This is a genomic window from Hwanghaeella sp. LZ110, from assembly GCF_048892525.1.
In the GTDB taxonomy this organism is placed as follows: domain Bacteria; phylum Pseudomonadota; class Alphaproteobacteria; order UBA8366; family Aestuariispiraceae; genus Pacificispira.
This window is the reverse complement of the sequence record NZ_JBLZHT010000002.1, coordinates 205,733-228,542: the sequence shown is the minus strand read 5'-3', so window position 1 is coordinate 228,542 and position 22,810 is coordinate 205,733. Positions and strand designations below refer to the sequence as shown.

The window sequence follows — 22,810 nt, the reverse complement described above, 5'->3', positions numbered from 1 at the left end:
GGGACTCGCAGGACCGCAACAAGCATCATCTGGTGTTGGATTTGGTGTGCCCGCGCGCGATTACCCATTGGGTCTCCTGCAAGGCCTGTGGCGTGCCGATATGATACCATTCCCCATCATGAACCAGCCCATATAATCGGCCTGCCTGTTCCGCCCTGTCGAAAACCCAGTTCAAGGAAAACGATCCTTCAGGTGCGCCTTCGAACATACCAGGCGTCATCACCGACACTCCGGCATAAAGATAGGGCACAACGGCCTGTTCAACACGGCGTGCCGCCACCCCCATCTGATCCAGCGTATAATCACCAACGCCCGTGTAATCCCCCGCCGCCGTTGTCACCGGATGCAGCAGCAACAGCACATCCATTACGTCTGGATCAAATGCTTTAGCCATGCGTGCAACAGCAGGGGTCGGGCCATCCAGCCAGACGATATCAGCATTCGCCGTGATAAAAGGGGCAGACCCCAAGGCTGACAGCGCCTTTCTCACACCGCCGCCGGTTTCCAGAATGACCTCTTCCGGGGACAGCGTCACGTCAGGCTGATTCTTGAAATGGGCCGCGATCTGATCGCCCAGATAGTGGCTGTTCACCACAAACCGCGTCAGGCCGCCCGCCCGCAACCGCGCCATCGTCCAATCGATCAGAGGCGACCCGCATAATTCAACAAGTGGCTTTGGCCGGGTTTTTGTCAGGGGACGCATGCGCTTCCCAAACCCAGCGGCCAATATCATTGCGGTCGTGATTGCGGGGGACACTGGCGCTGTCATTTCAGGGTCCCTGGCTGGCTGTCTGGCGCGATGCGCAGGTCCGGCGGGAAATGCAGATCATACCAGGATTTCAAATCCCGCAGCATCGGATGGGATAGCCCCCCATCCAGCCAACGCCAGGTACGCGGTATATGGCGCAGATAGCCGGGCTTGCCATCCCGTCGATCCAGCCGCGTGAAAATCCCGATGATCTTGGTCGCCCGTTGCGCGCCCATCACGGCATAGGACAGCGCCAAGGCCTCCGGGGGCAAGGCCGGGAAGGCCAGAAAATAGCGCCGCATCAGCGCTTTCGCCATGTCCAGCGGTACATCCCGTCTGGCATCTTCAAAAAGGGAGACCAGATCATAACTGATCGGCCCAATGACCGCGTCCTGAAAATCCAGAAGACCGCATGCGGCAACCCCGTCACGATCCGGCAGATGGACCAGATTATCGACGTGATAATCCCGCAGAACCAGACTGGACGGCACGGCGAAAGCATGGGCCAAGGCATTGCGCCACAATCCCTGAAACAGGACGCGTTCGGATTCCGGACAGGGCTGACCCTTGATCGCAGGCCAGAAGTAATCGATCAAAAGCGTCGCTTCCGACATCATTTTATCAATCGTGTAGGGGGGCACCTGATCGCGCACCGGAAATGTCTGGTGCAAATGGATCAGGGTTTCCAGAGCCAGGGCATACAGCGCCGCTTCGTCCCCACCCCGCGCCAGCACGCGGGTATAGGTATCATCCCCCAAATCTTCCAACAGCAAAAAGCCTTGATCCGCATCTTGCGCCAGGATTTCCGGGGCGCTGAGCCCCAAATCACGCAGGATCTGCGCCACCGTCACAAAGGGTCGCGTGTCTTCCTTATCGGGCGGGGCGTCCATCAGCACGGCCTGCCTGTCGGAAAGCCGGACACGTTCATACCGCCGAAAAGAGGCATCATCGGCCAACGTATCATGGGCCGCACCGGACCAGCCCGCAGTTGCCAGAAACGCGTCAATCTGTTGAGAGCGATCGCCTGTCATAAATCCCAATTCCAATATGAAACCATAGCGTTAGAGGAGATTCTCCGCAAAGGCGAGTGTGATTTTCCGGCACATTTCGACGTCAGAACACTTGACGGGTTGGGTCTGGCACCTTTCTTATCACCCGAATGCGACGAACCCAAGACACCCCTGCCCAGATATCATTGCTAGGAATTCAGATATGACCGATCAGACGACACCGAAAAACCCGCCGATTGAAACCGACGTGGTCATTGTTGGTGCCGGACCTGTTGGATTATTTGCCATTTTCGAATTGGGCATGCTGAAAATTCGCGCCCATGTCGTTGATTCTTTGGAAGAAGTCGGGGGGCAATGCACTGCGCTTTATCCTGAAAAGCCGATCTTCGACATCCCCGCCCATCCCCGGATTGAAGGCGCGGTGCTGATTGAGAAACTGGAGGCACAGGCAGCCCCGTTCAAGCCGGTCTATCACGTCAACCAACAGGTCACCGAACTGGTCGTGCGACCCGATGGCGGCTTTGACCTGACGACATCCAAGGGAACGCAATTCCGCTGCAAGGCGGTTATCATCGCTGCCGGGGGCGGGGCCTTTGGTCCAAACCGCCCTCCGTTGGATCATCTGGCGGATTATGAAGGCAAATCCGTCTTCTATATGGTCAAGCGACGGGAAGATTTCCGCGATAAGCGCATCGTCATTGCAGGCGGGGGCGATTCTGCTGTCGACTGGGCGGTCTCCCTGCCAGAGGTCGCACAGAAGGTTTATGTCGTCCATCGTCGCGACAAATTCCGCGCCGCACCTGATATGGTCGACCGCATGCAGGCCTGGGTCGACCAAGGCAAACTGGAACTGGTCACACCCTATCAGCTCAGCGGTCTGGTTGGGGAGAACGGGGTCCTATCAGGCGTCACGGTGAAAGATTTCGATGGCGGCGAACGCACATTGGACGCGGATATTCTGCTGCCCTTTTTCGGTCTGGCGGCGAAGCTGGGACCGATTGCCGACTGGGGCTTTGCGGTGGAAAAGAACACGATCCTGGTGGACCGTACCAGTTGTGAAACCGCCATTCCGGGCCTGTTTGCCATTGGGGATGTTGCCTTGTATCCCGGTAAGCTGAAGCTGATCCTCCAAGGATTCGCCGATGCGGCGGCGGCCGCGCACACCATTCATGGCATTGTCTATCCCGATGAGCCGCTGCATTTCGAATATTCCACGACACAGGGGGTTCCGGGTAACTAACCCTATAGTGTGGTGCACGGTTCGCTAAACATCCGCTGGGCAGGCGGGGAACGTACAGATCAGTGTCTGGCTATCGTCTGTCATTGACAGGGACCCACCCTGTGCCGCAATCAGCGACCGCGCAAGGCTGATCCCGATGTCAGCACCCGTCGCCAGCGAAGGTTCTAACATTCCCTTTTCTGTCAGGCCGCAAATGGACTTAGCCCAGGATGGTTCGTCAAAATTCCGGATCGGAACAGTCATGGTCAGACAGATCTGCTGATCCTCCATATGCGCAACGGCAACGGACAGGGTGTCGCGCCGATCCAGCACGTAAAGCGCATCATCCATGAAACAATTCAGCGCCTGATTGATGCGCCGGATATCCGCCAGGATCGGTGCCGGGTGGATCGCGTCAAAAACAACAGCTTTCTGATCCGCAGGATTGCTGCCTATCCGCACCTGAACAATATCCTGCATTACGACGGCAATATCGACCTTTTGCAGGTCCAATTCCATGAAACCGGCCTGAACCGCGGCAAGATCCAGAATTTCCCCAATCAGCTCAGAAAGATCGGTTGAGGCTGAGAGGATATCATCAACATACAGGCTTTGCCGATCCGACAAGGGGCCAAACATTTCCATCTTCAACAGCTCTGCAAACCCCATAATCGCGTTTAAGGGCGTGCGCAGTTCATAGGACATATTGGCAATGAATTGGCTTTTCAGCAGATCTGCATTTTCAAGGGCACGATTGCGCTCGCGCAGTGCCTCGGCAACGCGGGTCGTATCGGTCACATCCAGATATAACAGAAGACATTGCCCATCGGGCAGCGGAACATAGGCATAATCCAGCACCCGCATATCGCTTAAAAGCATGCGGCCCTGGCGTGCCTTTGGCTCTGAAATTCGGGTTATGATTCTTTGCTTCAGGCCGTCCCAATCGCCTTCAATCAGCAATTTTCCCTTGGCCTTTTCCGCCGCAGCAGAGATATGCGGGCTTTGGGCCAACCAGTCGATATCCAGATCAAACATATTGGCAAACACACTGTTGAACAGCTTCAGGCGGCCATCGCGCCCAAAGACACAAACCCCCTCGAACAGAGAATTAAGGGTCGACCGCTGGACCGCGATCAATTCATTATGGGATGTTTCCAGGGCCAATTGGTCGGTCACATCCTGATACTGATAGATCAGCCCCCCCAATGGATGCGGGGAAATGATGGCATGCACCGTCCGCCCGTTGAGCAGATGGATCATGTCTTCGCGCGCATCGATCAAATGGGTGAACAATGCCTCCCGTGATTTCTTATAGGCCGGAAAGTCTGATGTTTCTGGAATAATCCCACGCTGTCTGAGCGTTTCCAGCACCGTGCTGACGCTGGGCTGATTGTCCAGAAATTCCGGCGTCAGGGACCACATTTCAGCATAGGCCATATTGTAGAATTTCAAGCGGCGATCCGGCCCGTAAATCGCAATTGCGGAGGTCAATCGCTCCAACACCTGATCCTGCACAGAGATATGCTCGGCCAGGGACATTTGCAGGTTTTCAAGGGCCGTCATATCCCGGCCGATCCCAACCACCGCACCTGGAAATCCCTGGACCGGAGCTTCCGTCACATCAATGGCAACCCGACTGCCATCCAGCACCAGATGACGGCTTTCCGTTTGTGCCATGCCTGTGCGCTGGGCCAGGCGCGCCAGGTCCCGCGCCCGGCTGGGGTCATCACCAACCCCCAACAAGGTATTATAGGCATTGTTCGACCCGGACAGATCCAGCGACTGAGGATCGCGCCACCAGATTGGCATCGGGACGGCATCCAGCAGTTTTTCCAGAAACAGCGCCTGGTGTTCCATTTCAGCCATGCGCTCCGTCAACATCAGCGTCGCCCCCTCATCCTGCATCCACAGAACCGCACAGGAATTCGACCACATCCCGGTTACATAAACAGCGCGCTGCAAACCCGACGTTTCCAAGCTTTGCGAAAAGGGCTTCTGGTCGTAACGCAGGGCGTCCAGACAGTCGGATAAGGCCTGTTGCTGTGCGGCATTGATGCACGCCAACAGGGTCGGCGTATCGATAGGGCTTTGGTCTGGGTGATTTAAGAGTTCCTGGGCTTTCTGGTTCAGCCACCATCCCTCTGATTGAAGAATAAGGCACGCAAAAGGGGATGCATTCAGATGGTCGCGCAGTGTCGCTTTTTCTTCCCTAAGGGCCTGACTGTGACGCAGGTTGCGGGCTAACAAAACCAACACCGCCACTGTCAACACGCCCCCCGCGACCGCCGCGATTTGCCATATCATGCACAATCCCCCTTTGAACGGCCTGCAATGGCAAGACTGCCGGAAACCGATGGAAACTGTATGCTAATTTTGCCCGGAACGAAAAGAGCCGCAATCGTTGAAACAACAAGGGCGGCATGCCCGAAGGCAGCCGCCCTTGTTAGATTAAGCGCCCACGCGACCGCGTGATGCTTTTATTTCCGCTCACGCGACCGCGTGATGCTTTTATTTCCGCTCACGCGACCGCGTGATGCGGTGTTAATAACGATAGGCTTCCGGCTTGTGCGGGCCCGCCACATCAACACCGATATAATCGGCCTGTTCCTTTGACAGCACCGTCAATTCCGCGCCGACCTTGGCCAAATGCAGGGCCGCAACCTTCTCGTCCAGATGCTTGGGCAGCACATAGACTTTCTTTTCGTATTGCGCGCTGCGCAGCCACAATTCGATCTGGGCTAGAACCTGGTTGGAGAATGACGCGCTCATCACAAAGCTGGGATGACCCGTCGCACAGCCCAGATTCACCAGACGGCCTTCGGCCAGCAGGATGATCTTCTTGCCGTCTGAAAATTCAATCTGATCGACCTGGGGCTTGATATTGTCCCATTTCATATTGCGCAGGGCTTCGACCTGAATTTCGCTGTCAAAGTGACCGATATTGCAGACAATCGCCCGGTCCTTCATGGCGCGCATATGGTCAACGGTGATGACATCGACATTGCCCGTCGCGGTGACGAAAATATCGCCCCGTGATGCAGCCTTGTCCATGGTCACAACCTCATAGCCTTCCATCGCCGCCTGCAAGGCACAGATCGGATCGGCTTCGGTCACCATGACGCGACAACCGGCATTGCGCAGGCTATCGGCAGATCCTTTGCCCACATCACCATACCCAGCCACAACAGCAACCTTGCCCGCCATCATCACATCGGTTGCCCGACGAATGGCATCCACCAGACTTTCACGACAGCCATATTTGTTGTCGAATTTCGATTTGGTAACGCTGTCATTCACATTGATGGCCGGAACGCGCAGCGTGCCTTTCTTTTCCATCTCGTACAGACGGTGGACACCTGTCGTGGTTTCTTCTGACAGGCCCCGTACATCATCCAACAGTTCCGGGCGCTTTTCGTGCATGCGGATCGTCAGATCACCACCATCGTCCAGGATCAGGTTCGGCTTCCAGCCGTCCGGGCCTTCGATGGTCTGATCGATGCACCACCAGAATTCTTCTTCACTCATGCCCTTCCAGGCAAAGACCGGAACGCCGCTGGCCGCAATCGCCGCCGCAGCATGATCCTGAGTCGAGAAAATATTGCAGGACGACCAGCGCACTTCCGCGCCAAGGGCCGTCAGCGTTTCGATCAGAACGGCGGTCTGGATGGTCATATGCAGGCACCCGACGATGCGGGCCCCTTTCAGGACCTGTTCCTTACCGAATTCTTCCCGCAGGGCCATCAGGCCAGGCATCTCGATTTCAGCGAGTTCGATTTCCTTACGGCCCCAAGCCGCCAGCGAGATGTCCTTGACTTTAAAGTCATCGGCCATGGTTCTTCCCTTCTTCGTTTTTCAGAAAGGTGCCCGATAGCACCCGTTTCGTCGGGCGGGCATATAGCAGGGGAACCGCCGCCCGGCAAGGTGTTGGCGCTTTTCACTCTAAACCGGTCAAACATCCGTCAGGAAAGAAAAATCAGGTCTAACATGAGAAATTAACCACAACAAATTGCGTCTGCACCTAATTTTACCCTCGACATAAAGCGCAAATCACTACAGTTAGTATGTGAATACAGTATGGGGCATAGTATTATTTTTAACACAGGCCTCATCCACAGACGACAAACTTTGGTGGGTCCAATGAAACGCATCCTTCTGACCTCTGCAGCAACGATCGGGGCCTTGTGCCTGAGTATCGGCGCGACACAGGCGCGCGAAGACGGTTTCTATATTGGTGTGGGTGCCGGATACAATCTTCCGCACGAGCAGGACCTTGATGTCACGAATGCGGATCAGAACATCGAACATTCCGGCGGACCGGGCGGGCTGGCAACATTCGGGTTCAAATATGAAGAAGGTTGGCGCGCGGAACTGGAAGCAGGCTATCGCAGCAGCGCTGTCGACAGTATTTCCGGCGCCTCCGGGAATGGGGATGTTGACGCCTGGACCCTGATCGTGAACGGGTTGTACGATTTCGAGGCAGATGGCTTTACCCCCTATGTTGGGGTTGGGGCCGGGGTTGCCTATGTCAATTTTGATGGCGTCAGCCCGATTGGCACGGCAGGTGGTGGCACCACATCCCTGAATGAAAAATCTGAACCTGCACTGGCCCTTCAGGCCTTGGCCGGTGTGTCAGTTGACCTGACCGACAGTCTTGCCTTGACCGGTCAGTATAACTTCCTGGCCATTCCGGAAGTTCATGCAACAACGGCCAATGGCACCGATACACGGTCAGAGTTTTACAATCACATGTTCACCGTCGGGCTGCGCTATAGCTTCCCTGTCGGGAAATCCATGGCGGCGGCGGACCCTGAACCAGAACCAATGCCCGCAAAAGCAGCTGTTGAGGTCGCACCAGAACCTGTCGCAGAACCAGAGCCGCTGCCTCCTATCGCAGAAGCCCCGCCACCGCCGCCACCACCACCCCCCGCCGTAGAAGAGCCGGAAATCACCCGCAATTTCCTGGTCTATTTCGATTGGGACAAAGCTGAACTGTCCCCCGCGACAGAAGCAATCCTGCGCCAGGCGGCAAAATATGCAGAAGACGGCAAAGTTGCCCGTATCATACTGACCGGGCATGCAGATACGTCCGGTCCCAAGGCCTATAACATGACCCTGTCCCAGAAGCGTTCGGATCAGGTCCGCGCCATGCTGGTGCAACTGGGGCAGCCGGCGACCGGGATTGTCACCTTCGCGCGCGGCGAAGCCGAGCCACTGGTTGATACGGGCGACGGCGTACGCGAAGCCAAGAACCGCCGGGTTGAGATTGTCCTGGAATAATCCACGCCATGCATTTGCGGTAATATCCACAGCTTGACGATATCCCGTGTTGTCGCCACAACACTATGGTCACATGCATTCCCATGTGCGTAACCATAGCCGTTTACTTGGGGTTTGTGGTTGTTTGACTAGCAAATGCGTCGACGCAAGCGAGGCCGTTTACTTGGGATTTGTGGTTGTTTGACTAGCAAATACGTCGGCGCAAACGAGGCCGCTTACTTGGGATTTGCTTTGGCATGGCACGATTAACAGCGACCTCTCTGACCTGTTTGCGCGGACCCAGGCTGGTGTTCGAAGGTCTGGATTTTTCGCTGGACGCAGGTGACGCCCTGCTGCTGACCGGTCCAAATGGTAGTGGAAAGTCCAGCCTGTTGCGCTTACTGGCCGGATTGCTATCCCCATTAGATGGTCAGATAACCGCAAACGGTCGCCCTATTTCAGACGATATGGAAGGCCACCGCGCCGCCACCGCCTATCTGGGGCATCTGGATCCCATCAAATCGACATTGAGTGTTCAGGAAAACGCCCGGTTCTGGGCGACCCTGCTGGGCACACCGGACCGGGTTGATACAGCACTTGCCACCTTGAACCTGACAGAGCTGGCTGCGCTATCGGGCCGTGTTCTGTCCTCAGGCCAGCGCCGCCGCTTGTCCTTAACGCGCCTGTTGCTGAGCCCCGCAGATCTGTGGTTGCTGGATGAACCCACTGTCGGGCTGGATACAAATGCTGTTGCCGCCGTTGAGCAGATGGTGATGGATCATCGGGCCCAGGGCGGCGTTGTTATCCTGTCGACCCATATCGAATTCCAGCTACCAGGTGCAAAAACCCTGGATCTAGGAGATTTCACCCCGGCCGCGTTTCGATCGGAGGCGCCGGTATGACAGATTTCCTGGCCGGCTTTTATGCCGTTCTGATCCGCGACCTGCGATTGGCCTTGCGTCAAAGCGCGGACCTGGCGCTGGTACTGGGGTTTTTCACCATTGCCGCCTCGCTGTTTCCATTCGGGGTTGGCCCCGCGCCGGAGACCCTGGCCCGCATCGCGCCCGGTGTGATCTGGGTTCTGGCTTTGTTATCCGTCATGCTGTCGCTGGACCGGCTGTTTGAACAGGACCTGGCGGATGGCAGCCTGGAACAGATGGTCCTGACGCCCCGTCCCCTGGTGCTGACAGTGCTGGCAAAGGCCCTGGCGCATTGGTTGACCACCGGTCTGCCGCTGATCGCAATTACCCCCGTGATTGGGATTTTATTGAATTTTCCCCCTGCCGGTTATGGCACATTGTTGATTGGCCTGGCCCTGGGAACGCCCAGCCTGAGCCTGATCGGGGCGGTCGGGGCGGCCTTGACCCTGGGGGCCAGACGGGCCGGTTTGCTGATCGCCCTGCTGGTCCTGCCCCTGTATATCCCGATCCTGATCTTTGGCGTGACGGCGGTCGATTCCGTCCTGACCGGCTTTGAAGCGCGGGCGCATTTCCTATATCTGGCGGCGATTTTAGTCGCGGCGATACCACTGGCCCCGCTGGCTGCCGCCGCTGCCGTGCGACATGGTGTCGAGGGATAACGGAAGGGATGGCGTTTTTGCCCGGACTTTCCTAAATTGAATAACGAAATCAAGGTGCACGTCGCGACGAGAATGTGTAGAGATAAAGACATTCCGATACAGGAATGCAAAATCAGCCCGACGGGCACCCATAAGGCGGGCAATCACCCGGCGGGCATCCACAAACGGGCATCCATCAGGGTGGAATGATATGCATCGGTTTGCCAATCCCAGTCAGTTCATGCGCGTGGCAGAGGCGATGCTGCCCTGGATGGTCGCCCTGTGCATCCCGTTGATGGGGGCTGGCCTGTATTTCGGGTTATGGGCGTCTCCCGCCGATTATCAGCAATCTGACACTGTGCGGATCATGTATATCCACGTCCCCACCGCCTTTCTGGCACAGGGGGCCTATATCGTGATGGCCCTGGGCAGCGCCAGTTTCCTGATCTGGAAACATCCGCTGGGGGACCTGATCGCGCGCGCGGCCGCCCCGATTGGATGTGTTTTCGCGCTGATCTGTCTGGTCACGGGATCGCTGTGGGGCAAACCGACCTGGGGCACCTATTGGGTATGGGATGCGCGCCTGACGTCGATGCTGATCCTGTTCTTTCTGTTCCTGGGATATCTGGCGCTGGCAAATGCCTTTGATGATCCGGCCCGGGGTGACAAACCAGCAGCCATCCTGGCGGTGGTTGGAATCGTCAATATTCCGATCATCAAATTCTCGGTTTATTTCTTCAACACATTACATCAAAAATCGACCCTGTTTGGGGACCTGTTTTCCGGTGGGGAAGAGGTTGCGACATCCGGGCTGCAACAACCCGACATCGCCGCCGCCGCCGCGCAACAGGGCAGTGCGCTGCCCCCATCCATGCTGTTGCCGCTGCTGTTAATGCTGGCGGCATTCAGCCTGTTTTTTCTGATTCTGCTCGTCCTGAGGCTGCGGGGCGAATTGGCGACGGTCCGCCTGCGCGCCTTACGCGCCGGTCTAAGGGCGGGTTAGGGGGCGGTCATATGTTTGATAGTTTCGGTGATTTTCTGGCGATGGGCGGCTACGGCCCCTACATCTGGGCGTCTTATGGCCTATGTTTTGGGGGGATGGTCATCCTGCTGATACAATCAATTCTGACCTGGAAGAAACGCCGATCGGAATTGGAGCAATTGGAAGCAAGCCGCGCGCGCCAGTCAGCGCCAGCGGCACGATCGAAAGAGACCCAATGAGTGACGCGAAACGCAGATCCCCCGCCGCCCGCCGAAAGAAGGTCCGCCTGACACTGGTTCTGTGCGGCACTCTGTTCCTGGCGGCGGCCACAGCATTGACCCTGTCCGCCTTGCAGGAAAATGTAACCTTCTTTTTTGGCCCATCGGAGGTCGCAGAAGGCAAGGTGCCGGAAGGGGCGACATTTCGCATTGGCGGCCTGGTCGAGGTTGGCAGTTGCCACATCCGCGAAGACGGCGTCACCCGCGAATTCAGGATCACCGATGGCAGCAACGCCGTCCTGGTAACCTATGCCGGATTGCTGCCCAGTTTATTCCGGGATGGACAGGGCGTGGTCGCCCTGGGTCAGTTAGATACCGGTCACAGCACCTTTGTCGCCAAGGAAGTCCTGGCAAAACATGACGAAACCTATATGCCGACGGAAGTTGTCGAAGCGATGAAGCGCGCCGGGACCTGGAAGGGCGATGAAAGCGTTGCTGAAATTCAGGCCTCCGGCACGGCAGATCCGTGCAAGGCGAAAGCATAACCCGAACGAGAAGGCGACTCCATGATTGCGGAATTAGGCCATTACGCCCTGACCCTGGCCCTGGGCGTCGCCCTGGTTCAGGCCATTCTGCCGATGCTGGGTGCCGCACGGGGGGATATGCAGTGGATGGGCGTTGCCGTGCCAACCGCACTGGTGCAATTCGCCCTGTTGATGTTTGCCTTTCTGGCACTGATGCATGCCTATGTCACATCGGATTTTTCGGTACTGAATGTGGTGGCGAACTCCCATTCGCTAAAGCCGATGCTGTACAAGATTTCAGGCGTCTGGGGTAATCACGAAGGGTCCTTGCTGCTGTGGGTCGCGGTGATGGCACTTTTCGGGGCGTTGGTTGCCATTTTCGGGCGGAACCTGCCGCCGGGCCTGAAAGCGCGCACCTTGTCTATTCAAGCAACGATCACTGTTGGCTTCCTGCTGTTCATGATCCTGACGTCAAACCCGTTCGAACGGGTGTTTCCAGCGCCGCTGGAAGGTCAGGACCTGAACCCACTGTTGCAGGATCCCGGCCTCGCGTTTCATCCGCCCATGCTCTATATCGGCTATGTCGGGCTCTCCATCGTCTTCTCCTTTGCCTGCGCCGCCCTGATTGAGGGCAAGGTGGATGCCGCCTGGGCGCGCTGGGTGCGACCCTGGACATTATTGGCCTGGTCCTTTCTGACCGGCGGGATCGCCCTTGGGTCCTGGTGGGCCTATTACGAATTGGGCTGGGGCGGATTCTGGTTCTGGGACCCGGTGGAAAATGCCAGCTTCATGCCCTGGCTGGTGGCTACCGCGATGCTGCATTCCGCAATCGTCGTGGAAAAGCGCGATACCCTGAAAAGCTGGACCATCCTGCTGGCGATTATTGGGTTTTCGCTCAGCCTGATCGGTACTTTCCTGGTGCGCTCCGGGGTCCTGACCTCCGTCCATGCCTTTGCCAGCGATCCCGAGCGCGGTGTTTTCATCCTGATGCTGCTTGCCGTCTCCATCGGTGGGTCCTTTGCCCTGTATGCCTGGCGCGCGCCCAGCCTGTCCGGGGGAGGGCTGTTCCGCCCGATCAGCCGCGAAGGGGCGCTGGTTCTGAACAATCTGCTACTGACCACCGCAGCGGCGACAGTACTGCTGGGAACCCTGTATCCCTTGTTTCTGGAATTGCTGACCAATGACAAGATTTCTGTCGGCCCGCCGTTTTTCAACGCGACCTTTGTGCCGATCATGATCCCCCTGTTCGTCGCCTTAGGGGTCGGGCCGTTTCTGCCTTGGAAGCGGGGGGATTTGACGCCCGTATTGCGCCTGTTGATCACCGCCTTTGTCTTTGCCGTCGTTGTGACCGTTCTGGCCGGGATTGTGATCTGGGGTCAGCAGGCCTATGCGCTGCTGGGCATCGCCGTATCGGCCTGGCTGGTCGGATCGGTGGTGACGGAGATTTATCGGAGGATACGCCCCACCCGGTCCATCGGATTTGGCCAGGCCTTTGGGCGGCTTTTGAACCTGCCGCGCGCGGCCTGGGGGATGAGCGCGGCCCATTTCGGCATCGCGATTGTGGTAGCAGGTGCCACCGGCGCCTCGCTGTTAACGACCGAGAAAATTGAGGCGATCAGGATCGGACAAACCGTTGAGGTCGCCCAATTCGATTTCACGCTGACCGGTGTGACACAAGTGCCCGGCCCGAATTACACCGCCACACGGGGCGAATTCACTGTCACCCCCCGCGATTCCGGGACGGATCAAAGCTTTACCTTAAAGGCGGAGAACCGCCAGTTCCTGTCCAATGGTCAGGTCACGACAGAGGCGGCAATACGCTCCGCCTCCTGGTATGACCTGTACGCTGTGCTGGGCGAACCGGTTGGACAGGGGCGCTATACGGTGCGGCTGTACTTCAAGCCTCTGGTCCCCTGGATGTGGGCGGGGGCAATTTTCATGGTGATCGGGGGATTATTGTCCTTAAGTGATCGCCGGTTGCGGGTTGGTGCCCCCAAACGCAGCGCTGCCGTGATCAATTCAACACCCGACGCCCCTTCCCCTTCTGCCCACCCTGCGGAATAGACAGCGAGATCAACTGTGAGCCAAGACGCCCCACGCGCCAAGAGGAACAAATATTTACTGGGTTTACTGCCCCTGTTGATCTTTTCCGGATTGGTTGGTGCGATGGGGTATCAGTTGCTGTTTGGCAAGGATCCCAGTCTGATTCCCTCTGCCTTGATCGGCGAGCCCGTGCCTGGCGTTGAACTGGAAGCCCTGAAACAGGACAAGCCCGGATTTGGTCCACAGGATTTTGGCCCCACGCCCGGAAATGACCAGCCCATTCTGGTCAATGTATTTGCCAGTTGGTGTGTCCCCTGTCGCGCAGAACATCCGATAATCTCCGCCCTGGCGCGTGAGGAGAACATCCCCGTCTATGGCCTCAACAGCAAGGATACGCGCGACGCGGCCCTGGCCTGGCTGGACGAACTGGGCGACCCCTATACCCGCATCGGCTATGACCCGACAGGACGGGCAGGCATCGAATGGGGCGTTTATGGCTATCCCGAAACATTCCTGATCAACGCTAAGGGACAAGTGGTTTACAAATATGTCGGACCGATTTCACCGCGTGTCCTGAACGAAGAATTTATGCCCCGTATAGAGGCCTTGAGGGCGCAATGAAAAATCTCTGTCTGATTGTTACGATCCTTGTCGCCCTGGCGATACCAGCCAGTGTGATCACCGCGACGCCCGGATTTGCTGTCTTGCCGGACGAGATGTTAAGTGACCCGAAACTGGAAAGCCGCGCGCGGGAGATATCCAAGGATATCCGCTGTCTGGTCTGTCAAAACCAGTCGATTGACGATTCCAATGCAGATCTGGCCAGGGATTTGCGCATCATTGTGCGCGAACGCCTGACTGCCGGGGACAGCAATCAACAGGTGAAAGACTATCTGGTCGCCCGTTATGGCGATTATGTTCTGCTGACACCGCCGGTTAATCTGGAAACGATTTTTCTGTGGGCCGGGCCGTTTCTGCTGGTCGCGATCGGGATGGTCATTATCTTCCTGTGGTATCGCAATCGCACACCGGAAGCCGATGTAACGCCAATCGCAACCAATTCGGGTCTGAGCCCGGCAGAGCGTCAAAGATTGGCAGAATTAATGGCCGAAGAGTCGCCGCAAGAACGCCGTACTAAAAAAAGCGGGAAGATGTGAGTATGATTTTCTGGGTCTTCGCCATCGCGATAACAGCAGCCACCTGCTATGCCATCGCCCGACCGTTTCTGAACAAGCTGCCGGAGGATGACCCCCTGAATGCGGCCGCCTATGATGTCGCCGTTTTCAAATCCCAATTGCGGGAAGTAGAGCGAGATCTGGCCCGCAATCGCATCACCCCGGAAGAGGCGGAAGCCAGCCGCGTCGAAATCGGGCGGCGTCTGTTGATCGCCGACAAACGCCAGTCAGAGCTTGAGAAAGAGAAAAAACGTTCGGGTACAAGCCGCACCACACACGCGATTGGCGGCACTGTGATAATCGCTGCGGTCTTTGCTTCGGTGCTGCTGTATGGCCGCATGGGCGATCCCCGCAATCCAGACATGCCCCTGGCGCTGCGTCAGGCGGAACTGCAATTAGCACAGGGCGGCAACCAAACCCAACCCAATGCCGGCACTACCGAAGCAGGCACTCTGGACGCTGCGGCCAGCCAGTTGCGTGGGCGTTTACAGGCCGGACAGGGCGGATCGGAAGACTGGGCGCTGTTGGGGCGCACGGAAATGATGCGGGGCGACTTCGAAGCCGCCGCCAGCGCCTATATGGAGGCATTGAAGGATAATCCAGACGATCCAACCCTTAATTCCGCCTATGGGGAGGCCCTGGTCTTCTGGGCCGATGGCGATGTCACCGATACTGCGGCAACCGTCTTCCAGAAGGTCCTGAACAAGCAGCCCGATGATGTTCGCGCGCGTTTCTATCTGGCGGATTACGCCCGTCAGGAAGGGCGCTATAAGGAGGCATTGGATGGCTGGCTGAACCTGCTTAAATCCGCATCAGCAGATGCGCCCTGGATCCCGTCCGTTCGGGAAAGGGCACAGGCATTGGCCGATGAAATGGGCGTTGATATCTCCCGTCAATTTGCACAGCTGCCCGCAGCATCGCCCCCCGCCCTGGGAACCCTGGAGGATGCAAAACGCCAATCAGCTGGCCCTAGCGCCGACGATATCGCCGCCGCTGAACAGATGGCACCCGATCAGCGCCAGGACATGATCCAGGGAATGGTTGAAGGGCTGGCGGCGCGGCTGGCAGAAGACCCTAGCGATTTTGCCGGATGGATGCGCCTGATCCGCTCTCAGGTCGTGCTGGGCGATACGGATGCGGCACAGGCATCCCTGGAAACCGCCAGGGCACAATTCGCGTCCGCCCCGGTTCCGACCCAGCAATTGAATGCGCTGGCTGCGGAATTGGGCCTGGCCGAAGCCTCGACGGACATGCCCGGCCCAACCCAGGAAGACATCGCCGCTGCACAGGACATGACCCCAGAAGATCAGATGGCGATGATTGAAGGAATGGTCGGTACGCTGGCGGCCCGATTGGAACAGAATCCCGACGACTTGCAGGGCTGGGTGATGCTGGGCCGATCCTATCGCGTGCTGAACCGCCCGGAAGAGGCCATCGCGGCACTGGAAAAAGCCGCCGCCCTGGCCCCGGAAAACATCGATTACCTGATCGAACGGGCGCGCCTGATGCGCAGCGTCGCGGGCGATCAGCAAACCCCGGAAACCGTGGCCCTGATGCGTGACGTCCTGGCACTGGATGCGGATAATATTGAGGCCCTGTGGTTCCTGGGTCTGGATGCCTATCAACGTGACCAGCGGGACACAGCGCGGGATTACTTCGACAAGGCCTTGGCCAATCTGGTACCGGGATCAGAGGAATACCGCGCCTTGCAGGCCGAAATCACCCGCATGTATCCGGCTGGAAACTGATCAGTCCATCTTGCGTTGGGATGATTGATAGATCTCTGACGCGGCGTAATAGTCGTCAAAACCGATCCGCTGGCGCAATTCCTTAAAGTCCATCAGATGGGTGCTGCGGTCGCCATCCTGCTTCATCGCCGACAGGGTCGTTACCATCGCGCGCATCGCAGCCGCCATCAGGGTCAATGGATAGGCCGCGATGGCATAACCGATGTCGCGCAATTCCGCATGGGACAGGTCCGGTGTTTCGCCGCCCTCCACAATATTTGCCATTTTAGGGCCAGGCAGAGAGTCGCAGACCTGGCGCATCTCCTCCACCGATTTCGGGGCCTCCACGAATAGAATATCCGCACCCAGTTCCTGAAACTTGGCGGCACGTTCTATGGCTTCGCCCAGACCATGTTCATGGCGGGCATCGGTGCGGGCCAGGATCAGAATATCCGCGCCCGCCGCCCGGGCATCGGCCGCCGCACGAATGCGGTCATAGGCCTCTTCCCGACCGACCACCGCCTTGCCCGGTGTATGACCACAGCGTTTCGGGGCCACCTGGTCTTCGATCATCACGGCCGCACAGCCCGCCTTGGCAAAACCCTGCACCGTGCGCCGAACATTCATCGCATTGCCATAGCCGGTATCCCCATCGCCAATCAGCGGAATGGTGATCGCATCCGTGATATTGCGCGCCTGATCCAGCACTTCGCCATAGCTCATCAATCCCAGATCGGGAGCGCCGATACGAGACGCCGAAGTCGCGAAGCCAGACATGAAGGTCAGGCCAAATCCTTCCTGTTCAATCAGCTTTGCCGACAGCGCATCGAAACAGCACGGCATTACATGCAACCGGTCTTCTCGCAGCAGCGTGCGCAGTTTATCCGGGGCCGATTGAGTCATGGTCAGCTACTCACAGTTTAAAAGGGATATACAGGGCCAGATCAGGCCACAGATACATGATCAACACGATCAGCAGCATCAGGCCCAAAAAGGGCACCACGCCGCGGGAGACATCGCCCAGACTGGACCGGGCAACCGATTGAATGACATATAGATTCAGCCCCACCGGCGGCGTTATCAGTGCACATTCGACCATCACCACCATGTAAATGCCAAACCAGATCGGATCAAAACCCATTGCCATCGCGGCAGGCAGCAGAACCGGTGTCATAATCAACACCATCGACAGGGTTTCAAAGACCAGACCCATCGCCAGCAGGATGAGACTGATCACAATAATGAAAACCAGGCGGGTATCGATCGCACCACTGATGAACATCGAAATATCCTGGGGAATGCGGTACAGCGTGATCGCCTTCCCGAAAATCTTAGCCCCGGCGATGATCAGCAGGATCGCCACAGTTGTCGCCATAGATTGAAACAGCGCTTCTTTGAAGCCTTTCCAGCTTAACGACCGCAACACGAAGACAGTGATGAACAGCGCCGCGGCAAAGCCAATAGCCCCTGCCTCAGTCGGCGTGAAGGCACCGGAATAAATGCCGCCAATGATCAACAGCGCCAAGGCCAGGCTGGGCAGTGCCCGCATCGTGGCGCGTTTTCGTTCTTCCCAGCCCGATGCAGGTTCCATCGCCTGCCCGCCCCAGAACCGTGCATGCACCATGGAAAAGACGACAAACAAAACGATTAACGCAATACCAGGACCAATCCCCGCCAGAAACAGGGCAATCACCGATTCTTCCGTCACGAACCCATACACGATCATGGGGATGGATGGGGGGATCAGAATGCCCAAAGTACCGCCCGCGGCCAGCAAGCCATAGACGAACCGTCGCTCATACCCGCGCGAGATCATTTCCGGTATCGCGACGGTCCCAATTGTCGCTGCAGTTGCGACCGATGATCCGGAAATTGCTGCGAAAATACCGCAGGACAGGATTGTCGCCACAGCCAACCCGCCCGGCCAGTGACCAACCCAGGCATGAACGGCCCCAAACAGGTCCTTCCCCACACCGCCTTTCAGCAGAATATTGGACATCAGCAGGAACAGCGGCACCGCCAGCAGGATAAATCCGTCCAGGGTCGACAAAACCGCCTGTGGTGCCATCAGCGGTGAAAACCCGCCCAGAAACAACAGGGCCAGCCCCAGCCCGCCCAAGGCAAACGCAACCGGCACACGGATCAGCAACAGCGAAAACAATGCGATCAGGATCAGAATAACCGTCATTCCGCATGGGCCTCTCGATTGGCATCCCGCTGGCCCCGCAGTGTTGCTATGACTTCGATGACCGCCTGCACGGCCAGAATGGCAAACCCAAAGGGAACCGATAATTCGCCAATCCAGGAGGGTAAATCCAGCATCGTCGCGGTGGTGCGGCCGCGCTCGAATGAATCCCAGAAGATCAGGCCGCCCTTCCACACCAGGATGACGCTGAATACGGCGACAACAATCATCGCCAGGGCGTCGGTCTGCCGACGAATGGGAACCGGTAACAGGACCGCGACCGCATCAACCGCGATATGACGCCCCCAACGCAAGGCCCAGGCCATGGCGATCAAGCTGCCCCAGATCAGACACAACTGACTGAGTTCCGCCGCCCATATTGTCGGCGAAATGAAGAAATAGCGCATGATCACTTCATAGGTCAGCATTGCGCCCGTGGCCGCAAACAAGACCGCTGCGATCCATGCCAAAAAAAATGTGAAGGATTCGAAAATTTTCATAAATGAATGATGCTGCGCTGCTGATCGGGCAGCGCAGCATCCTTTCGGTTCTAGAACGTTTCCGCCGCTTTCAGCATTTCTTCGCCCAGGGCCCCGGTCTTCGCTTTAAAAGCATCATAGACCGGCTGGCTGGCCTTGCGCCATTCTGCCAATTCTTCAGCGGTCGGCGTATAGATTTGCATGCCGTTCTCTTTTGCCGCCCCGTAGGCTTCCGCCTCAATGGACGACATCCGATCGCGCACATCATTTTCCGCCTTGGTCGCAGCGGCTTCGATAAGAGCCCGTTGCTTGTCGGTCAGGCCATTCCAGAAATCAGTATTCACCACAACGATAAATTCGATATCCGCATGGTTCGTCACGGTGATGGTATCCATCACTTCCCATAACTTGCGGGATTTCACGCCGGAAACACCGGTCATGCCGATATCCACCGTGCCGCGCTGATAGGCCAGATACTGTTCCGAGCCGGAAATCATGGTCGGCGCACCGCCGGTTGCTTCCGTGAAATCCCCCAGGGTTTTACCGAAGACACGGACTTTCTTACCTTCCAGATCCGCCGGAGTCTTCAGCGGGCCGCCATTGGACAACATGATCGCGCCGCCATAGGCCTGCCACCACAATACCGTTGATCCGGTTTCCGCAATAGCAGCATCAATCGGCCCACGAATGGGAGATCCCTTTGCAACGGCCTTGCGAACCTTCTCCTCTGTATCGAACAGGAAGGGTTGATAGAAAATATCCACCGCCGGGACATCACCATAATAACGGGTCAGCGAGGCAACGCCCATTTCAATGGACCCGGCACCAACGGCGGCGGGCACTTCTTTATCGGTGTAGAGCTGCGCACTGTCATAAATTTCAACGGCGATTTCACCATTTGAGGTTTTCTCCACCTCGTCCTTGAACAAGACCAGATTTTCACCCAGATGGCTCTTCAGTGGCAATTGAAGGGAAATGCGCAAAGTGAGATCCGCAGCAGAGCTTTGGCCTGCGGATAATGACAAGGCGGTTGCGAGGCCGATGGCCCCCAAGAACTGTTTCATATTTTCCTCCCGACATTTTGTCTTTTAATTTTTTTGGTAAAGGGAGAATAACCAGACTTGAAACCGCGTCAACAACTTACAGCAGATATGACAGGACCGCATTCAAGCGTTGGCGGCCCGACGGGGACACGATCAAACGATTATCAGACACGGTGGCATATCCTTCCTCTTGCAGGGCATCCAACCGGGCGGACTCCAAGGCCTCAAAACCCGATCCCGTGGCGGCCTTTAACCGGTCTTCCGGCACCCCTTCTGCCAGCCGAAGTCCCATCAGCAGGATTTCACGATACTGTCGCTCTGCATCCAGGCGTTCCGTTTCCGCCAGGGCGTGCCCCTCTGTCTCTACCCCTGTCAGCCAGCGTTCCGGCAACCGGTGGCGCACGGTAGCGATTTTCTGACCCTTGCGGGTTTCACGACCATGGGCACCAGGCCCGATCCCGACATAGTCCTGATACCGCCAATAAGCCAGATTATGGCGGCTTTCAGCGCCAGGGCGCGCATGGTTGGAAATCTCATAGGCAGGCAGGCCCAGGGCGCCAAGACGATCCTGTGTCGCCTCATACAAGGCCGCCCCCATCTCTTCTTCAACCGTCAGGGCTTCGCCCAGCTTTTCGCGCGTGAAAAAGCGTGTGCCGGGCTCGATGGTCAATTGATACAACGACAGATGATCCGCCGTCAGGTCGATGGCGCGGCTCAACTCACTGGCCCAGGCGTCTGGCGTCTGACCCTGCCGGGCATAGATCAGGTCAAAGGACAATCGAGGGAAATGCGCGCGCGCCAGATCAATCGCGGCAATCGCTTCGCGGGCGGAATGTTCACGCCCCAGGAATTTCAACGATGCATCGTCCAGGGCCTGAATACCCAAAGACACACGATTGACCCCGGCCTGACGATAGGCGGCGAACCGATCCGCCTCCACCGATGTCGGATTGGCTTCCAATGTCACTTCCAAAGTTTCGGTCGGGGTCAGGATCTCTGTGGCGCGGGAAATCAGGGCAGCGGTCGTATCCGGGTCCATCAGCGATGGTGTGCCCCCGCCAAAGAAGATCGATCCCAGTGGACGGTCCTCCAGGCCGACCAGCGCGGTCTCCAATTCCCGCAACAAAGCGGCGCGCCAGCGCGGTTGATCAATGCCGTCACGCACATGGCTGTTGAAATCGCAATACGGGCATTTCGCCTTGCAGAAGGGCCAGTGGATATACAGCGCCAGCGGGGTCGGCAATTCGGTCATTTGGTAAAACAGGCTGCGACCAGTTGATCAAACGCATCGGCGCGGTGGCTGATTGCATGTTTTGCCTCTGGGTCCATCTCCCCAAAGGTCAGATCTTCGCCATCGGCTTGAAAAATTGCATCATAGCCAAACCCGTTATCACCCCGGCCTGGCTCCACAATATGCCCTTCGACACGACCTTCAAACGCTTCGATATGCCCGTCGGGCCAGGCTAAAGCCAATGCGCAGATAAAGGCTGCAGATTTATCGGATTTGCCAATTAAGGCGCGATGGACGCGGTTCATCGCCAGATCGAAATTCTTATTCTTACCCCCCCATCGGGCGGAATAGATTCCAGGCGCGCCGTCCAATGCCTTAACGGCAAGGCCAGAATCATCCGCCAGGGCCGGCATATTCGCGCCTGTCGCTGCGGCGCGGGCTTTTAATTCCGCATTGGCCAGAAAAGTATAGCCGGTTTCCTCTGGCTCAGGCAGATCCATTTCAGCAGCAGAGAAGACCTGCACCTGGAATGGGCGCAATAGATCCGCGATTTCGCGGACCTTGCCTTGATTATGACTGGCAATTACCAGCCGATCACCATCGAACCGCCGCGCCATCGACCGTTGCTCCTATTCCACCCCAAGCGCGGTATTTTGCGCTTTGGTCAAGGTCGCACAACCACTCTGCGCCAGTTTCATCAGGGCTAAAAATTGCGCCTCACTAAAGGGTTCGCCCTCTGCGGTACCCTGAACCTCAACAACGCCACCAGTGCCTGTCAGGACAAAATTCGCATCTGCCTGGGCGGTGGAGTCTTCATCATAATCTAAATCCAGAACGGCCTCTCCCTGATACAAACCACAGGAGATCGCCGCAATTGACCCTTTCAACGGGCTGGCCGTCAGGGCGCCCAGTTTGGTCATGTGATTGATCGCCAGCGCCAACGCGACATAGCCGCCGGTAATTGCCGCCGTGCGGGTGCCACCATCGGCCTGAATAACGTCACAATCGATTCGGATCTGACGTTCACCCAGCTTTTTCATGTCAACCACCGCCCGCAAAGACCGCCCGATCAGGCGCGAAATTTCCTGGCTGCGTCCACTATCGGCGGTGCGCTTGCGATCCATGCGGCTGTGGGTGGACCGTGGCAGCATGCCATATTCCGCCGTTACCCAGCCCTTGCCGGAATTGCGCAGAAAGGATGGAACCCCGTCTTCGACAGAGGCTGTGCACAGTACATGGGTGTTACCGAATTTCGCCAAGCAAGACCCTTCTGCATAGCGTGAAACATCGGTTTCCAGCACGATGTCTCGCAACTGATCCTGGGCTCTACCGGAGGGGCGCATACATATTCCTTACTTTTGTTTAACAATTATGGTTAATCGCTTTACCGGCTCAGACCGGTCCCGTCCAGC

At 57.3% G+C, this 22,810-nt stretch carries 22 protein-coding genes; 11 read left to right on the top strand and 11 right to left on the bottom strand.

The annotated features are described in order from the left end of the window. Positions 1-25 precede the first annotated feature (25 nt). Together ACOSDM_RS04795 and ACOSDM_RS04790 are read right to left on the bottom strand one after the other, a co-directional pair. Positions 26-769, bottom strand: a complete 744-nt coding sequence (locus tag ACOSDM_RS04795; protein ID WP_420723353.1) for a nucleotidyltransferase family protein — start codon at positions 767-769, stop codon at positions 26-28. After that, positions 766-1,779, bottom strand: coding sequence for an aminoglycoside phosphotransferase family protein (locus ACOSDM_RS04790; protein WP_420723352.1), 1,014 nt, complete (start codon positions 1,777-1,779; stop codon positions 766-768). The genes ACOSDM_RS04795 and ACOSDM_RS04790 overlap by 4 nt, the downstream gene beginning before the upstream one ends. A 181-nt stretch (positions 1,780-1,960) precedes the next feature. Between ACOSDM_RS04790 and ACOSDM_RS04785 the strand changes: the two genes are divergently transcribed. Continuing rightward, positions 1,961-2,998 carry an NAD(P)/FAD-dependent oxidoreductase gene (locus tag ACOSDM_RS04785; protein WP_420723351.1) on the top strand — a complete coding sequence of 346 codons (1,038 nt, stop codon included), beginning with the start codon at positions 1,961-1,963 and terminating at the stop codon, positions 2,996-2,998. 24 nt (positions 2,999-3,022) lie between these two features. Here ACOSDM_RS04785 and ACOSDM_RS04780 read toward each other — a convergent pair whose 3' ends face one another. Beyond that, complete coding sequence (locus tag ACOSDM_RS04780; protein ID WP_420723350.1) at positions 3,023-5,281, bottom strand: PAS-domain containing protein; 2,259 nt, start codon at positions 5,279-5,281, stop codon at positions 3,023-3,025. 237 nt (positions 5,282-5,518) lie between these two features. After that, on the bottom strand, positions 5,519-6,808 hold the full coding sequence (ahcY, locus tag ACOSDM_RS04775) for an adenosylhomocysteinase (protein WP_420723349.1): 1,290 nt from the start codon (positions 6,806-6,808) through the stop codon (positions 5,519-5,521). Positions 6,809-7,114: 306 nt separating this feature from the next. Here ahcY and ACOSDM_RS04770 point away from each other — a divergent pair, with 306 nt between their 5' ends. From ACOSDM_RS04770 to ccmI, 10 genes are all read left to right on the top strand, one after another. Then, positions 7,115-8,254: an OmpA family protein gene (locus ACOSDM_RS04770; protein ID WP_420723348.1), complete on the top strand. Its 1,140-nt coding sequence runs from the start codon at positions 7,115-7,117 to the stop codon at positions 8,252-8,254. 236 nt (positions 8,255-8,490) lie between these two features. Then, entirely contained in the window at positions 8,491-9,135 is a 645-nt protein-coding gene (gene ccmA / locus ACOSDM_RS04765) for a heme ABC exporter ATP-binding protein CcmA (protein ID WP_420723347.1), read from the top strand. Further along, a complete protein-coding gene (ccmB, locus tag ACOSDM_RS04760) occupies positions 9,132-9,812 on the top strand; it encodes a heme exporter protein CcmB (protein ID WP_420723346.1) in 681 nt (226 codons plus the stop codon). The genes ccmA and ccmB overlap by 4 nt, the downstream gene beginning before the upstream one ends. A 190-nt stretch (positions 9,813-10,002) precedes the next feature. Next, on the top strand, positions 10,003-10,794 hold the full coding sequence (gene ccmC, locus ACOSDM_RS04755) for a heme ABC transporter permease CcmC (RefSeq protein ID WP_420723345.1): 792 nt from the start codon (positions 10,003-10,005) through the stop codon (positions 10,792-10,794). Positions 10,795-10,805: 11 nt separating this feature from the next. Then, the gene (ccmD, locus tag ACOSDM_RS04750) at positions 10,806-11,012 is read left to right on the top strand and encodes a heme exporter protein CcmD (protein ID WP_420723344.1); all 207 of its coding nucleotides are present in this window, start codon (positions 10,806-10,808) and stop codon (positions 11,010-11,012) included. After that, the gene (gene ccmE / locus ACOSDM_RS04745; protein WP_420723343.1) at positions 11,009-11,536 is read left to right on the top strand and encodes a cytochrome c maturation protein CcmE; all 528 of its coding nucleotides are present in this window, start codon (positions 11,009-11,011) and stop codon (positions 11,534-11,536) included. The genes ccmD and ccmE overlap by 4 nt, the downstream gene beginning before the upstream one ends. Positions 11,537-11,557: 21 nt before the next feature. Continuing rightward, positions 11,558-13,579, top strand: coding sequence for a heme lyase CcmF/NrfE family subunit (locus ACOSDM_RS04740; protein ID WP_420723342.1), 2,022 nt, complete (start codon positions 11,558-11,560; stop codon positions 13,577-13,579). A 15-nt stretch (positions 13,580-13,594) separates the two neighbouring features. Next, positions 13,595-14,179 (top strand): DsbE family thiol:disulfide interchange protein, encoded by a 585-nt coding sequence (locus ACOSDM_RS04735; RefSeq protein ID WP_420723341.1) that lies wholly within the window; start codon positions 13,595-13,597, stop codon positions 14,177-14,179. After that, positions 14,176-14,715, top strand: coding sequence for a cytochrome c-type biogenesis protein (locus ACOSDM_RS04730; protein ID WP_420723340.1), 540 nt, complete (start codon positions 14,176-14,178; stop codon positions 14,713-14,715). The genes ACOSDM_RS04735 and ACOSDM_RS04730 overlap by 4 nt, the downstream gene beginning before the upstream one ends. A gap of 2 nt (positions 14,716-14,717) precedes the next feature. Then, complete coding sequence (ccmI, locus tag ACOSDM_RS04725) at positions 14,718-16,481, top strand: c-type cytochrome biogenesis protein CcmI (protein WP_420723339.1); 1,764 nt, start codon at positions 14,718-14,720, stop codon at positions 16,479-16,481. Here the strand turns inward: ccmI and ACOSDM_RS04720 are convergent, their stop codons facing one another. From ACOSDM_RS04720 to rph, 7 genes are all read right to left on the bottom strand, one after another. Beyond that, positions 16,482-17,363, bottom strand: coding sequence for an isocitrate lyase/PEP mutase family protein (locus tag ACOSDM_RS04720; RefSeq protein ID WP_420723338.1), 882 nt, complete (start codon positions 17,361-17,363; stop codon positions 16,482-16,484). Between the two features lie 10 nt (positions 17,364-17,373). Continuing rightward, the gene (locus ACOSDM_RS04715; RefSeq protein ID WP_420723337.1) at positions 17,374-18,648 is read right to left on the bottom strand and encodes a TRAP transporter large permease; all 1,275 of its coding nucleotides are present in this window, start codon (positions 18,646-18,648) and stop codon (positions 17,374-17,376) included. After that, positions 18,645-19,145 (bottom strand): TRAP transporter small permease, encoded by a 501-nt coding sequence (locus ACOSDM_RS04710; protein WP_420723336.1) that lies wholly within the window; start codon positions 19,143-19,145, stop codon positions 18,645-18,647. Before ACOSDM_RS04710 ends, ACOSDM_RS04715 begins: the two co-directional genes overlap by 4 nt. A gap of 50 nt (positions 19,146-19,195) precedes the next feature. Continuing rightward, positions 19,196-20,188, bottom strand: coding sequence for a TRAP transporter substrate-binding protein DctP (gene dctP, locus ACOSDM_RS04705; protein WP_420723335.1), 993 nt, complete (start codon positions 20,186-20,188; stop codon positions 19,196-19,198). A 76-nt stretch (positions 20,189-20,264) separates the two neighbouring features. Then, entirely contained in the window at positions 20,265-21,419 is a 1,155-nt protein-coding gene (gene hemW / locus ACOSDM_RS04700; protein WP_420723334.1) for a radical SAM family heme chaperone HemW, read from the bottom strand. Continuing rightward, the gene (rdgB, locus tag ACOSDM_RS04695) at positions 21,416-22,015 is read right to left on the bottom strand and encodes an RdgB/HAM1 family non-canonical purine NTP pyrophosphatase (protein ID WP_420723333.1); all 600 of its coding nucleotides are present in this window, start codon (positions 22,013-22,015) and stop codon (positions 21,416-21,418) included. Before rdgB ends, hemW begins: the two co-directional genes overlap by 4 nt. Positions 22,016-22,027: 12 nt before the next feature. Continuing rightward, positions 22,028-22,741, bottom strand: a complete 714-nt coding sequence (gene rph / locus ACOSDM_RS04690) for a ribonuclease PH (protein ID WP_420723332.1) — start codon at positions 22,739-22,741, stop codon at positions 22,028-22,030. Positions 22,742-22,810: the final 69 nt, after the last annotated feature.

Excerpts from the sequence above, each read along its gene's own strand:
- ccmA (WP_420723347.1), top strand. The coding sequence starts at position 8,491 with ATGGCACGATTAACAGCGACCTCTCTGACCTGTTTGCGCGGACCCAGG.
- ccmE (WP_420723343.1), top strand. The coding sequence starts at position 11,009 with ATGAGTGACGCGAAACGCAGATCCCCCGCCGCCCGCCGAAAGAAGGTC.
- ACOSDM_RS04720 (WP_420723338.1), bottom strand. The coding sequence starts at position 17,363 with ATGACTCAATCGGCCCCGGATAAACTGCGCACGCTGCTGCGAGAAGAC.
- ACOSDM_RS04710 (WP_420723336.1), bottom strand. The coding sequence starts at position 19,145 with ATGAAAATTTTCGAATCCTTCACATTTTTTTTGGCATGGATCGCAGCG.
- ACOSDM_RS04780 (WP_420723350.1), bottom strand. The coding sequence starts at position 5,281 with ATGATATGGCAAATCGCGGCGGTCGCGGGGGGCGTGTTGACAGTGGCG.
- dctP (WP_420723335.1), bottom strand. The coding sequence starts at position 20,188 with ATGAAACAGTTCTTGGGGGCCATCGGCCTCGCAACCGCCTTGTCATTA.
- ccmD (WP_420723344.1), top strand. The coding sequence starts at position 10,806 with ATGTTTGATAGTTTCGGTGATTTTCTGGCGATGGGCGGCTACGGCCCC.
- ccmI (WP_420723339.1), top strand. The coding sequence starts at position 14,718 with ATGATTTTCTGGGTCTTCGCCATCGCGATAACAGCAGCCACCTGCTAT.
- ACOSDM_RS04785 (WP_420723351.1), top strand. The coding sequence starts at position 1,961 with ATGACCGATCAGACGACACCGAAAAACCCGCCGATTGAAACCGACGTG.
- hemW (WP_420723334.1), bottom strand. The coding sequence starts at position 21,419 with ATGACCGAATTGCCGACCCCGCTGGCGCTGTATATCCACTGGCCCTTC.
- ACOSDM_RS04795 (WP_420723353.1), bottom strand. The coding sequence starts at position 769 with ATGACAGCGCCAGTGTCCCCCGCAATCACGACCGCAATGATATTGGCC.
- ccmB (WP_420723346.1), top strand. The coding sequence starts at position 9,132 with ATGACAGATTTCCTGGCCGGCTTTTATGCCGTTCTGATCCGCGACCTG.
- ACOSDM_RS04740 (WP_420723342.1), top strand. The coding sequence starts at position 11,558 with ATGATTGCGGAATTAGGCCATTACGCCCTGACCCTGGCCCTGGGCGTC.
- ccmC (WP_420723345.1), top strand. The coding sequence starts at position 10,003 with ATGCATCGGTTTGCCAATCCCAGTCAGTTCATGCGCGTGGCAGAGGCG.
- ACOSDM_RS04715 (WP_420723337.1), bottom strand. The coding sequence starts at position 18,648 with ATGACGGTTATTCTGATCCTGATCGCATTGTTTTCGCTGTTGCTGATC.
- rph (WP_420723332.1), bottom strand. The coding sequence starts at position 22,741 with ATGCGCCCCTCCGGTAGAGCCCAGGATCAGTTGCGAGACATCGTGCTG.
- ACOSDM_RS04730 (WP_420723340.1), top strand. The coding sequence starts at position 14,176 with ATGAAAAATCTCTGTCTGATTGTTACGATCCTTGTCGCCCTGGCGATA.
- ACOSDM_RS04770 (WP_420723348.1), top strand. The coding sequence starts at position 7,115 with ATGAAACGCATCCTTCTGACCTCTGCAGCAACGATCGGGGCCTTGTGC.
- ACOSDM_RS04790 (WP_420723352.1), bottom strand. The coding sequence starts at position 1,779 with ATGACAGGCGATCGCTCTCAACAGATTGACGCGTTTCTGGCAACTGCG.
- rdgB (WP_420723333.1), bottom strand. The coding sequence starts at position 22,015 with ATGGCGCGGCGGTTCGATGGTGATCGGCTGGTAATTGCCAGTCATAAT.
- ahcY (WP_420723349.1), bottom strand. The coding sequence starts at position 6,808 with ATGGCCGATGACTTTAAAGTCAAGGACATCTCGCTGGCGGCTTGGGGC.